The 10,787-nt window shown below is 68.2% G+C and carries 13 protein-coding genes; 7 read left to right on the top strand and 6 right to left on the bottom strand.

Annotated elements, in window-relative coordinates; genetic code table 11:
- Positions 1-50: 50 nt before the first annotated feature.
- Genes PMI14_RS05695 through PMI14_RS05685 form a run of 3 tightly spaced genes read right to left on the bottom strand, consistent with a single transcriptional unit; the run spans position 51 to position 1,197 of the window.
- Positions 51-431, bottom strand: a complete 381-nt coding sequence (locus PMI14_RS05695; protein ID WP_007851009.1) for a nuclear transport factor 2 family protein — start codon at positions 429-431, stop codon at positions 51-53.
- Complete coding sequence (locus PMI14_RS05690; RefSeq protein WP_007851005.1) at positions 428-631, bottom strand: 4-oxalocrotonate tautomerase family protein; 204 nt, start codon at positions 629-631, stop codon at positions 428-430. Before PMI14_RS05690 ends, PMI14_RS05695 begins: the two co-directional genes overlap by 4 nt.
- Positions 632-642: 11 nt before the next feature.
- The gene (locus PMI14_RS05685) at positions 643-1,197 is read right to left on the bottom strand and encodes a flavodoxin family protein (RefSeq protein WP_007851004.1); all 555 of its coding nucleotides are present in this window, start codon (positions 1,195-1,197) and stop codon (positions 643-645) included.
- A 102-nt stretch (positions 1,198-1,299) separates the two neighbouring features.
- Here PMI14_RS05685 and PMI14_RS05680 point away from each other — a divergent pair, with 102 nt between their 5' ends.
- Positions 1,300-2,205, top strand: a complete 906-nt coding sequence (locus PMI14_RS05680; protein ID WP_007851001.1) for a LysR family transcriptional regulator — start codon at positions 1,300-1,302, stop codon at positions 2,203-2,205.
- 8 nt (positions 2,206-2,213) lie between these two features.
- Here the strand turns inward: PMI14_RS05680 and PMI14_RS05675 are convergent, their stop codons facing one another.
- Positions 2,214-3,611, bottom strand: coding sequence for an aminopeptidase P N-terminal domain-containing protein (locus tag PMI14_RS05675; RefSeq protein ID WP_007851000.1), 1,398 nt, complete (start codon positions 3,609-3,611; stop codon positions 2,214-2,216).
- 148 nt (positions 3,612-3,759) lie between these two features.
- On the opposite strand from PMI14_RS05675, the gene PMI14_RS05670 reads away from it, so the two are divergent.
- The 5 genes from PMI14_RS05670 to PMI14_RS05650 all read left to right on the top strand — a co-directional run bounded on the left by PMI14_RS05670 (position 3,760) and on the right by PMI14_RS05650 (position 8,215).
- The gene (locus tag PMI14_RS05670; protein ID WP_007850998.1) at positions 3,760-4,269 is read left to right on the top strand and encodes a hypothetical protein; all 510 of its coding nucleotides are present in this window, start codon (positions 3,760-3,762) and stop codon (positions 4,267-4,269) included.
- Between the two features lies 1 nt (position 4,270).
- Positions 4,271-4,945 carry a PspA/IM30 family protein gene (locus tag PMI14_RS05665; RefSeq protein ID WP_007850995.1) on the top strand — a complete coding sequence of 225 codons (675 nt, stop codon included), beginning with the start codon at positions 4,271-4,273 and terminating at the stop codon, positions 4,943-4,945.
- Positions 4,942-5,574, top strand: a complete 633-nt coding sequence (locus tag PMI14_RS05660) for a YqiJ family protein (protein WP_007850992.1) — start codon at positions 4,942-4,944, stop codon at positions 5,572-5,574. The genes PMI14_RS05665 and PMI14_RS05660 overlap by 4 nt, the downstream gene beginning before the upstream one ends.
- A gap of 50 nt (positions 5,575-5,624) precedes the next feature.
- Positions 5,625-7,337 carry a flotillin family protein gene (locus tag PMI14_RS05655; protein ID WP_007850989.1) on the top strand — a complete coding sequence of 571 codons (1,713 nt, stop codon included), beginning with the start codon at positions 5,625-5,627 and terminating at the stop codon, positions 7,335-7,337.
- 125 nt (positions 7,338-7,462) lie between these two features.
- A complete protein-coding gene (locus PMI14_RS05650; RefSeq protein ID WP_007850987.1) occupies positions 7,463-8,215 on the top strand; it encodes a hypothetical protein in 753 nt (250 codons plus the stop codon).
- Between the two features lie 12 nt (positions 8,216-8,227).
- Here PMI14_RS05650 and PMI14_RS05645 read toward each other — a convergent pair whose 3' ends face one another.
- Positions 8,228-8,986, bottom strand: coding sequence for a nucleotidyltransferase family protein (locus PMI14_RS05645; RefSeq protein WP_007850984.1), 759 nt, complete (start codon positions 8,984-8,986; stop codon positions 8,228-8,230).
- Positions 8,983-9,384 carry an S-adenosylmethionine decarboxylase family protein gene (locus tag PMI14_RS35515; protein ID WP_007850981.1) on the bottom strand — a complete coding sequence of 134 codons (402 nt, stop codon included), beginning with the start codon at positions 9,382-9,384 and terminating at the stop codon, positions 8,983-8,985. Before PMI14_RS35515 ends, PMI14_RS05645 begins: the two co-directional genes overlap by 4 nt.
- A gap of 134 nt (positions 9,385-9,518) precedes the next feature.
- Here PMI14_RS35515 and PMI14_RS05635 point away from each other — a divergent pair.
- Positions 9,519-10,787: transketolase (locus tag PMI14_RS05635; protein ID WP_007850964.1), on the top strand; the 1,269-nt coding region annotated here is incomplete at its 3' end.

Here is a 10,787-nt window from a genome sequence, read left to right as displayed (position 1 = left end):
CGAGGGGCACCGGCCTTTTGCCATGGGCGCGCCTGCCCGCAGGCGCGCCTTCACTCCAGCACGTCGAAGTGAAACACCTTGCTCACGATCTGCCAGCGCCCATCGAGCCGCACCAGCGTCAGGAAGTCCGTAAAAAGGCGCGGCGCAATCGCGCATTCCACCCGCGCAAAGGCCGTGACCGGACCGGCGAACTCGATGGACAGGATGCGATCGAGCCGCGGCTGCCCGAGGCTCGCGGGCGAAGGACGCAGGTCCACGATGGGAAAGTACTCCTCCATGCTCTGATGCAGCAGCTGTCCCTCGGTGGCGCAGCAATAGATCGCCTGCGGATGGAAGACCTGTGCCAGCCGGTCCGTGTCGCTGTGGTACAGGCCATCGAAGTAGGTGTTCAGCATGGCGGTGACGCCAGCGAAATCGGAGGCGGCGTTCATGGCTGGCGCTTTCGGAACTCGGCCACGGGCAAGCCGCCCACGCCCCAGTTGTCGAGCTCGATCTCGTCGATTACCACGTGCGTGGTCGCGGGGTTCTTGTGCAGCACCCGCACCAGCAGCTCGGTGACGCCGGCGATGAGCTCGGCCTTCTGTTCGCGCGTCACGCCTTCACGGGTGACCTGGATGTTCACGTAGGGCATGGCGGCTCCTTTCAGCCGATGCGGCCCACGACCTGTGCAATGCGCTCGCCGAAGGCCCGCGCCGTAGCGAGGTCGCCAGCGACCATCTCGTCGGTCGATGCATCGGAGGGCGTGGCGGTCATCAGCCCGGCAAAGGAGGCCAGGTAGTTCAGGTCGTCACGCAGCGCGGCCTTGGTGTTGCTCGGCGGCATGGCCGTGCCCGCCCAGAGCATGCCGTGCTGCTGCGACAGCGAGAACAGGGTGTAGAGCGTGGTGAGCTTGTCGCCATTGATCCCGGCGCTGTTGGTGAAGCCGGCGGCCAGTTTGTCCTTCCACCCCTGGCGCGCCCAGACGGCGGAGCTGGCGTCTGCAAAGCGTTTGAACTGCCAGCTCACGTTGGCCATGTAGGTCGGCGAGCCGAACACGATGGCGCGCGAGGCATCGAGCTGCGCCCAGCCTTCGGGGGCGAGCTCGCCCTGCTCGTCGATGGCGAGCAGGACACCGCCGCTGCCTGCAGCGACGGCCTTCGCGATTTCGCGGGTGTGGCCGTAGCCACTGTGGAAAACGACGGAAATGGGAGAGGTCATGGGTTTCCTGGTCAAGACAAAAACGGGAAACCGCAGGTTATTAAATACCTCATGATTGATAAACTGCCCATCACTAACTTCATCCATTACATGGAGTAATGCATGGCCCGTGAATTCGGCGATGTGATGCTCGGGAGCATCGAACTGTTCTGCCTGGCCGCCGAGGCCCAGAGCTTCACAGCCGCGGCCCGGGAGGCGGGGCTGACCCCGGCGGCGGTGAGTCGCTCCATTGCGCGGCTGGAGGAGCGCCTGCAGGTGCGGCTGTTCGTGCGCAGCACGCGCAAGATCCGCTTGACCGATGGCGGCCGGACCTACTTCGACCAATGCCGGCAGGCGCTCAACCGCCTCAGCGAGGCCGAGCGGGAATTGACCGGCACGCAGGCAGAACCAGCCGGCAAGCTGCGCATCAGCGTGCCCACCACGCTGGGGCATTACCGTGTGCTGCCGGCGCTGGTGGGTTTTCGCGCGCGCTACCCCAAGGTGCAGGTCGAGGTGCAGCTGAGCAACCGCAACGTGGACTTCACGGCCGATGGCTTCGACCTGGCCGTGCGGGCCCGGGCGCAGGCCGACTCAGGCCTGGTCGCGAGAAAGCTGATGGATGCAGAGCTGGTCGTGGTCGCCACGCCGGGCTACCTGCACTCGGCGGGCGTGCCCCGCAACCTTGGCGACCTGGCATCCCACGAGTGCCTCCAGTTCGTGCTGCCCAGCACCGGGCAGGCCGTGCCATGGGTCTTTTGCCAAGAGGGCCAGGACATCGATGTCGGCACCACGGGCAACCTCACCTGCTCGGACGACCTGCTGGGCGGAGTCACCCTGGCACGCCATGGCGCAGGGCTGCTGCAGACCTACCGTTTCATCGTGGAGGACGACCTGCGGCAGGGCCGGCTGGTGGAGGTGCTGCAGGACCTGGGCGGCCGTTCCCGGCCGTTTTCGATCATCTATCCGGCCACCCGCCACATGCCGCTGCGCGTGCGGGCCTTCATCGACCACCTCATCACCAGCGTGTAGGCAGGCCATCAGGCGCGCATCAGCGCCTCGATCTCGTCCGCATCCACCGGCACGCCGCGCGTGATCAGCTCGCAGCCGGTGGCCGTGACGATGGCGTCGTCCTCGATGCGGATGCCGATGCCATGGAACTGCTCGGGCACGCCCTCGGCGGCGCGCACGTACAGGCCCGGCTCGATGGTCAGCACCATGCCGGGCTGCAGCACGCGGCTCGGGCGGTTGAGGATGGTTTCGCCCGAAAGCGGGTCCTTGCGCTCGGTGGTCTTGTCGACCTCGCCGGGCTCCACGTAACTGCCGCAGTCGTGCACGTCCATGCCCAGCCAGTGGCTGGTGCGGTGCATGTAGAACGGGAAGTAGGCGCGCTTGTCGATCACGTCCTGCACGCTGCCCACCTTGCTGGCGTCGAGCAGGCCCAGGTCCAGCAGGCCCTGGGCGAGCACGGCCACGGTGGCGTCGTGCGGGTCGTTGAAGCGGGCACCGGCGCGGGTCGCGTCCACGGCCGCGACCTGGCTGGCCAGCACCAGGTCGTACAGCGCACGCTGCGGCCCGGTGAACCGGCCATTCGCCGGGAAGGTGCGCGTGATGTCGCTGGCATAGCCGTCGAGCTCGCAGCCGGCGTCAATGAGCACCAGTTCGCCATCGCGCACCGGCGCGGCATCGGCGCGGTAGTGCAACACGCAGGCATTGGCCCCGGCAGCCACGATGGAGCCGTAGGCCGGGTACTGCGAGCCGCCTTCGCGGAAGGCGTACAGCAGCTCGGCGTCGAGGTGGTACTCGCGCACGTCCTCGCCAGCGCGCAGCATGCGGGCCGAGCGCTGCATGGCACGGACGTGGGCGCGGGCGCTGATGTCGCTGGCGCGGCGCATGATGTCCTGCTCGTGCGCGTCCTTGATGAGGCGCATCTCGTCGAGCGGGCCGCACAGGTCCTGCTGCACGGCCGGGCACTGTGCGCCGTAGCGCACACGGGCGCGCACGGCATTGAGCCAGCCCTCCACGCGCGCAGCCAGGCCGTTGTGGGTGGCATGGGGGTACCACACGCTCTGGCGGTTCTCCAGCAGGCGCGGCAGCTGTGCGTCGAGCACGGCGCTCGAGTGCGCCGCATCCACGGCCAGCACGCCAGGCGCCGCCTCCGGGCCCAGGCGGTAGCCGTCCCAGATCTCGCGCTCCAGGTCCTTGGGGCGGCAGAACAGCGTGCTCTGCCCTTCGGCCGTGAGCACCAGGCAGGCTCCGGCCTCGGTGAAGCCGGTCAGGTAGTAGAAGTAGCTGTCGTGGCGGTACAGGAAGTCGGTATCGCGGTTGCGCGGGTACTCGGGTGCCGTGGGGATGATGGCAATGCCCCCCGCACCCAGCTGGGCAGCAAGGCGCGCGCGGCGCTGGGCATAGATGGAGTGCGAGGAGGGTGAGTTCATGCGCTATTTTTATCGCGAATCCACCGCCCCTCGGTGCCGCAGGCCATCCCGCCTGCAAACAATTCCAAAAACCTGCGGCGCCAAAGAGTTGTTGACAAACGTATTCATATGAATACCATCGCATTCAACCCCACTTCGGATGGATGCCATGGTCACCACCTCCACCACGATGGAACCCCTCTCCGCCCGCATACCGAGCGACCTCTACCTGTGGCTGGCCCAGCTGCAGGTAGAGGGTGCCACCACCAACAGCGACAAGCTGCGCGTGCTGCTAGGCCAGCTCAAGCGCCACCACGACGGTGCACTGGACTATGTGGCGGCCCATGCCTGGGCGCGCGACATCACCGGCCGGCTGCGCGAGTCGCTGGTGCGCACCGAGGGCCAGACGGGCCGGCACTCGGACGTGCTCAACGCCATGCTGGACCACGTCACCACCTGCCTGGCCATCGTGGTGAGCAACGCGCCCGCTTCGGAGCAAGAGGCCGCCCGGCTCGAAGACCTGCTGGTGCGGCGGGGCTTTGCGCTCAGTGAGATGCTGCTGCGCCAGGCAACCACCACGCAGGCCAGCGCGTACGATCCGGGCGTCGTGCAGCGCCATGCCGCGGCAACCCTGGAGCTGGCCCAGACCATTCAATCCCCTCTTTCGAAAGGAGCCTGAGATGGCAGATTCGCTCAAGACACGCGTAGGCCGCATCATTGCCGGCAGCGTGCATGCGCTGGTGGACCACCTGGAGAACCATGCGCCGCTGGCGGTGATGGAGCAGTCGCTGCGCGAGGCCGACACCGTGATCGGCGAGGTGCGCCATGAACTGGGCCGCACCAGCGCCAACCGCCACCTGGCCCAGCAGCAGCATGCCCACCTCAACGGCCAGCACGGCACGCTGGCCGAGCAGATCGACCAGGCCCTGGCGGCCGGCCGTGACGACCTGGCGCGTGTCGCCGTGGCGCGCCAGCTCGACATCGAGGCCCAGATCCCGGTGCTGGAGACCACGCTGGCCGACCTGGCGCGGCAGGAAAGCGAGCTCACCGGCTATGTGGCCGCCTTGCTGGCCAAGCAGCGGGAGATGGCCTCTGCCCTGGAGGCCTTTCGCCAGAGCCGCACGGCGGCAGCCCAGGCCGCCCCTGTGCCCCCAGGCGGTGCCAACGCGGTCCAGCAACGCATGGATGCCGTGACTGACGCCTTCGACCGCGTATATGCGCGCCAGAGCGGCCTGGCCGGCACCGACCGCAGCCACACGCTGGACCAGGCGGCCAAGCTCAAGGAGCTCGACGACCTGGTGCGCGACCACAAGATCGCCGAGCGCATGGCACGCCTGAAAACGGGGCACGCGTGATCACCTCCCTGTTCACCGCCCCTGAGACCTGGCCCTTCGGCGTGGCCTTTGCGCTCATTGTCGGCATCGCGCTGATCGAGGGCCTGGGCATGCTGGTCTCGCTGAGCCCGAGCAACTGGCTCGACGATCTGCTGCCTGACATCGATGGCGACACCGGCCTGGACCGGGTGCTGGGCTGGCTGTACATCGGCAAGGTGCCCTCGCTGGTGCTGTTGGTGCTGTTCCTCACGGGCTATGCCATCTTCGGCTACAGCCTGCAGAAGGTGGCCCATGGCCTGCTGGGTGGCTACCTGCCGGTCTGGCTCGCCGGCCTGGTGGCCGTGGCACCCGGCATGGCCACAGTGCGCAGCCTGGGCTCGCTGATCGCGCACATCATCCCGCGCGACGAGACCTCGGCCGTGAGCGAGATGTCGCTGATCGGGCGGCCGGGCGTGGTCTCCGCCGGCGCTGCGCGCCGCGGCCTGGCGGCGCAGGCGCGGGTGCGCGATGCCCATGGCCGCACCCACTACCTGATGGTCGAGCCCGACCTGGATGACGAGGTCTTCGACGAAGGCGCGCAGATCCTCATCGTGCGCAAGATCGGGGCCTTCTACCGCTGCATTGTCAACCCGCATCCGGGGTTGATGTAGCCGTCCATTGCCATCAACATACCAACACCAACCGAGGGAGAGACTGAGAAATGAGCAACCTGATCGAACTGGGCGCGATTGCCGGCATCGCCCTGCTGGCGCTGCTGACCATCGGCATCGTCTTTGCGCGCCTGTACAAGCGCTCCACCAAGGAGACCGCCTTCGTGCGCACGGGCCTGGGGGGCCAGAAGGTCATCATGGATGGCGGCGCCATCCTGCTGCCGGTGTTCCATGAGCGCGTGCTGGTGAACATGAACACCCTGAAGCTCGAGGTGGTGCGCCGCGCCAAGGAAAGCCTGATCACCAAGGACCGCATGCGCGTGGACGTGACGGCGGCCTTCTTCGTGCGCGTCAAGCAGACCGAGGAGGCCGTGAGCATCGCCGCCCAGACCCTGGGCGCGCGCACCATGAGCCCCGAGGAGCTCAAGGCCCTGGTGGAAGACAAGTTCGTGGACTCGCTGCGCGCCACGGCCGCCACCATGACCATCCAGGAGCTGCAGGACAAGCGCCGCGACTTCGTGCAGGCCGTGCAGAACGCGGTGGCCGAAGACCTGGAGAAGAACGGCCTGGAGCTCGAATCCGTCTCGCTGACCAGCCTGGACCAGACCGAAAAGCAGTTCTTCAACCCCAACAACGCCTTCGACGCCGAGGGCCTGACGCGCCTGACCGAACAGACCGAGGCACGCCGCAAGCAGCGCAACGACGTGGAGCAGGACACCGAGGTGCAGGTGCGCACCAAGGACCTGGAGGCCACGCGCCAGAAGCTCACCATCGAGAAGGACCAGGAGTTCGCCTCGCTGTCGCAAAAGCGCGAGATCGAGACCACGCGCGCCGAACAGGCCGCGCTGATCGCCACGCAGCAGGCCGAGCGCAGCCGCGAGGCCGAGGCCGCCAAGATCGAGGCCGAGCGCCAGGTGAGCCAGAAGCGCATCGAGGCCGAGCGCGAGATCAAGGCCGCCGAGATCGAGAAGAACCTGGTGATCCAGACGCGCGAGATCGAACTCGAGCGCCACACCGAGACCAAGCGCGCCGAGCAGCGCAAGCAGGTGGAGATCGCGCGCCAGGACACGCAGATCGCCATCGCCACCAAGTCGCGCGAGCAGTCCGACGCCGATGCCGCCGCCAACCTGGCGCGTGCCGAAGCCGTGAAGGCCGAGGAAGCCGTGAACACCGCGCGCCAGGTGGCCGTGGCCGAGCGCGACAAGAACATCCAGCTGATCGAGGCCTCCAAGGACGCCGAGCAGAACGCGATCTCGATCCGGGTCTCGGCATCGGCCGAGAAGGAAGCCGCGATGGACCGCGCCGAGGCCATCACCATCGAGGCCCGCGCCCGCCAAGCCGCGGCCCTGGCCGAGGCCGAGGGCAAGCGCGCGCTGAACGAAGCGCTCAACACCCTGTCGGCCGCCCAGGTGGACCTGCAGGTGCGCAGCCTGCTGCTGCAGCAACTGCCACAGATCATCGCCCAGGCCGTGCGCCCCATGGAGAAGATCGACTCGATCCGCATCGTGCAGGTCGGCGGCCTGCCGGGTGGCGCGGGAAGCCAGGGCGCGGGGCTGGGCGGCAATGGGTCCCAGGGCACCTTCCCGGAGCAGGTCCTGAACTCGGCCCTGCAGTACCAGATCGCCAAGCCCATCGTGGACGCGGTGATGAAGGACGCGGGCCTGTCCAATGAAGGCATCACCGGCATGGCACAGAGCCTGGCCGGCATGCTGGGCAGCCCGCCGCAGGCCGCGCCAACGCCTGCCAGCCACGCCGCTGAGTGAGCCTGCGGCCGCGCGCGGCATAGCCCGGCCTGACCGGGCCCGCTGCCCATCGCCGTGGCTTGTGCGCCACGCAGCTCCCTGCCGGCCCGGCCGCCCTGGCCAGGGGCGTGGCAGACTTGGGCACCATGCTCAACCTGCTTGCATCCCTGCTGAATTTCATCTTCACGCTGCTGCTCCCCGTGCTGGGGCTGGCACTGACGGGGGCTTTGCTGGTGTATGCCGCCTATGTGCGCTTCGTGGACATCCCGCAGAAGTGGATGCTCACCCGGCGCGCACTGCAGATCCTGTGCGCCGTGGCCTTGCTGTGCCATGCGCTGATCCTGCTGAAGTGGTACCTCTCCGTGCGCACGGAGCAGGCGCGGCAGCACGGCGCCGTGGTGCGCGCCAGCAGGGAGCGCTTCGTGCTGCCCGCAGATTTCCAGTACGGTGAGCTGCTGCTCCCCGCAGGCAGCCTGATCAACCGCAACGACCCCTTCGACAAGGGCGAGCCCGGCAAGCCGGTCGCTCTGCACGGGCTGGAGTCGGTGCGCTTTGCCCAGCCCGTGCAGATCGCAGGAGCCTGGGTGAGCGCGCTGCAGACCCTGCCCCTGCGCCTGGAGCTGGCGCAGGACCAGACGCTGGGTCCCGTCTACCGCTTCGACAGCAACACCCAGGGCTGGGTGGAGCACAAGCTGGTGCCGGCACTGGCCTGCCGCAAGGGGCAGATGGCGGTGTTCCAGGTCCCCCCTATTCCCTACGATGTGCAGGCGGAAGTGGGCAAGCCCGCCCCGGACGGGCCCGAAGCGCGCTTTCGCCCCAGCGAATGGCTGCTGCGTGCCTGCGAGAACGGCACCGCCATTGCCGTGCAGCCTGCCCACGCGGCCGCGGCCAGCCAATGACCCGACAAGGGTTCAGCGGTTGAGTTCGGCCAGGCGCTCGGGCGTGCCCACGTCGGTCCAGCGGCCCGTGTAGAGCGAGGCACCCACGCGGCCCGCGTCCATGGCGCGGCGCAGCAGCGGCGCCAGCGGCGCTTTCAGACCACCCGGGTTGCCCACCGGAATATCGCACCAGGGCTTGAAGAACAGCTCGGCATGCAGCAGCGCGATGGTGCTGTAGGTGTAGCGGGGAGCGGGATCGTCCGCTGGCAGGTTCAGCGCCAGCCCCTCGGGCGACAGGCCGAAATCGCCGCGCGGGTGGTGCTCGGGGTTGGGCACCAGCCACAGGTGGGCCAGTTGCCGGCTGGCCTTGAAGGCCTGCACCGCCCGGGTGTCGAACACGAAGTCCGGCACATACACGTCCCCGGCAGCCAGCCAGAAGACGTCCGACTCCACCAGGGGCAGCGCGCGCGCAATGCCACCCGCCGTCTCCAGCGCGCCGCCGAAGTCGCGACCCTCTCGGGAGTAGGCGATCTCCACCCGGTGGTTGCCCCGGCGCGAATGGTGCGTGCCGAAGGTGGTGCCGCAGTGGGCCTCGATCTGCTCGCCCAGCCAGGCGGTGTTGATGACCACCTCGCCCACACCGGCCTCGGCCAGGGCCTGCAGGTGCCATACCAGCAGCGGCTGCCCCTGCACCGGCAGCAGGGGCTTGGGGACGGTGTCGGTCAGGGGCCGCATGCGTTCGCCGCGGCCGGCGGCCAGCAGCAGGGCCGGCACCTGGGCTGCGGCGCTCACGCGGCCACCTCCACGGCAGCGGTGTCCACGGCACCACGCTGCAGCGCATGGCGCTGTACGCTGACCGGATCGAACAGCGCCAGCAGCGTGTCCATCAGATGGCGCGCCCGGCCCGAATGGTCGGCGCCGAAGTTGCAGACATAGACGTCCAGCGTCACGGCCTGCTGCTCGGGCCAGGTGTGCACGCACAGGTGCGACTCGGCCAGCAGCACCGTGGCCGTGACCCCCCCGGGCCCCTGGGCGGTGGCCGGGAAAGCATGGAACAGCTGGCCCACGGGCTGCAGGCCCGCGGCGCGCACGGCGTCCGTGCAGGCGCGGCCCAGGGCGGCGGAATCCAGCAGCCATTCAGGCGCGCAGCGGCAGCCATGGAGGTCGGCGGTGAGGTGCAGTCCTTGCATCAGCCGCACTGTAGTGCATTGCCCGGCCACCAAGGCACAAAGACGTGTTTGCACCAGCGGAAACCGTTCTCGGGCGCTCACCGGTAAAATAGCGGGTTTCCCCTGAACCTCCCCCACCCGGAGCCGCTCTTTCCATGGCCAACACCCTGCAAAACCAACCAATGGCAAACGCGATCCGCGCGCTGGCCATGGACGCCGTTCAACAAGCCAACTCCGGTCACCCCGGCGCCCCGATGGGCATGGCCGACATGGCTGTGGCCCTGTGGGGTCGCCACCTCAAACACAACCCGACCAACCCCCAGTGGTTCGACCGCGACCGTTTCGTGCTGAGCAATGGCCATGGCTCCATGCTGCTGTACGCGCTGCTGCACCTCACGGGCTATGACCTGCCGATCGGCGAACTCAAGAACTTCCGCCAGCTGCACAGCAAGACTGCCGGCCACCCCGAAGTGGGCATCACCCCTGGCGTGGAAACCACCACCGGCCCGCTGGGCCAGGGCATCACCAATGCCGTGGGCTTCGCGCTGGCCGAGAAGCTGCTGGCCTCGGAATTCAACCGTGACGGCCATGCCGTCGTGGACCACAACACCTACGTTTTCCTGGGCGATGGCTGCCTGATGGAAGGCATCAGCCACGAAGCCGTGTCTCTGGCCGGCGCCTGGAAGCTCAACAAGCTGATCGCCCTGTACGACGACAACGGCATCAGCATCGACGGCCAGGTCGCCCCCTGGTTCGCCGACAACACGCCCCTGCGCTTCGTGGCCAGCGGCTGGAACGTGATCGGCCCCATCGACGGCCACGACGCCGAGAAGGTGGCCGCGGCCATCGCCGACGCCAAGAAGCAGACCGAGCGCCCCACGCTGATCGTCTGCAAGACGCATATCGGCAAGGGCAGCCCGAACCGCGCCAACACCGCCAAGGCCCACGGCGAGCCCCTGGGCGCCGAGGAAATCGCGCTGACGCGCGAAGCCCTGGGCTGGAGCCACGAGCCGTTCAGCATCCCCGAAGACGTGTACGGCGCCTGGAATGCCAAGGACACCGGCCAGGCCGCAGAAGCCTCGTGGAACGAGCGCTTTGCTGCCTACACCGCTGCGTTCCCCGAACTGGCCGCCGAACTGACGCGCCGCATGCAGGGCCAGTTGCCCGCCAACTTCGCCCAGGTGGCCGTGGACACCGTGGTCGCCGCCCACACCAAGGGCGAGACCGTGGCCAGCCGCAAGGCCAGCCAGCTGGCGCTGGAAGCCTTCACCGCCGCCCTGCCCGAACTGCTGGGCGGCAGCGCCGACCTGACCGGCTCCAACCTCACCAACACCAAGAGCACGCCCAACCTGCGCTTCGACATGCAGGGCCACGTGGTGCAGACCGAAGTGTCCGAGGGCAAGAAGATCGGCGGCCGCCAACGC

It is taken from the genome of Acidovorax sp. CF316, from assembly GCF_000276605.1.
Lineage (GTDB): Bacteria > Pseudomonadota > Gammaproteobacteria > Burkholderiales > Burkholderiaceae_C > Acidovorax.
Note: the sequence above shows the minus strand (reverse complement) of the source record. Positions and strands in the feature narration are given on the sequence as shown.

Excerpts from the sequence above, each read along its gene's own strand:
- PMI14_RS05695 (WP_007851009.1), bottom strand. The coding sequence starts at position 431 with ATGAACGCCGCCTCCGATTTCGCTGGCGTCACCGCCATGCTGAACACC.
- PMI14_RS05690 (WP_007851005.1), bottom strand. The coding sequence starts at position 631 with ATGCCCTACGTGAACATCCAGGTCACCCGTGAAGGCGTGACGCGCGAA.
- PMI14_RS05685 (WP_007851004.1), bottom strand. The coding sequence starts at position 1,197 with ATGACCTCTCCCATTTCCGTCGTTTTCCACAGTGGCTACGGCCACACC.
- PMI14_RS05680 (WP_007851001.1), top strand. The coding sequence starts at position 1,300 with ATGGCCCGTGAATTCGGCGATGTGATGCTCGGGAGCATCGAACTGTTC.
- PMI14_RS05675 (WP_007851000.1), bottom strand. The coding sequence starts at position 3,611 with ATGAACTCACCCTCCTCGCACTCCATCTATGCCCAGCGCCGCGCGCGC.
- PMI14_RS05670 (WP_007850998.1), top strand. The coding sequence starts at position 3,760 with ATGGTCACCACCTCCACCACGATGGAACCCCTCTCCGCCCGCATACCG.
- PMI14_RS05665 (WP_007850995.1), top strand. The coding sequence starts at position 4,271 with ATGGCAGATTCGCTCAAGACACGCGTAGGCCGCATCATTGCCGGCAGC.
- PMI14_RS05655 (WP_007850989.1), top strand. The coding sequence starts at position 5,625 with ATGAGCAACCTGATCGAACTGGGCGCGATTGCCGGCATCGCCCTGCTG.
- PMI14_RS05650 (WP_007850987.1), top strand. The coding sequence starts at position 7,463 with ATGCTCAACCTGCTTGCATCCCTGCTGAATTTCATCTTCACGCTGCTG.
- PMI14_RS35515 (WP_007850981.1), bottom strand. The coding sequence starts at position 9,384 with ATGCAAGGACTGCACCTCACCGCCGACCTCCATGGCTGCCGCTGCGCG.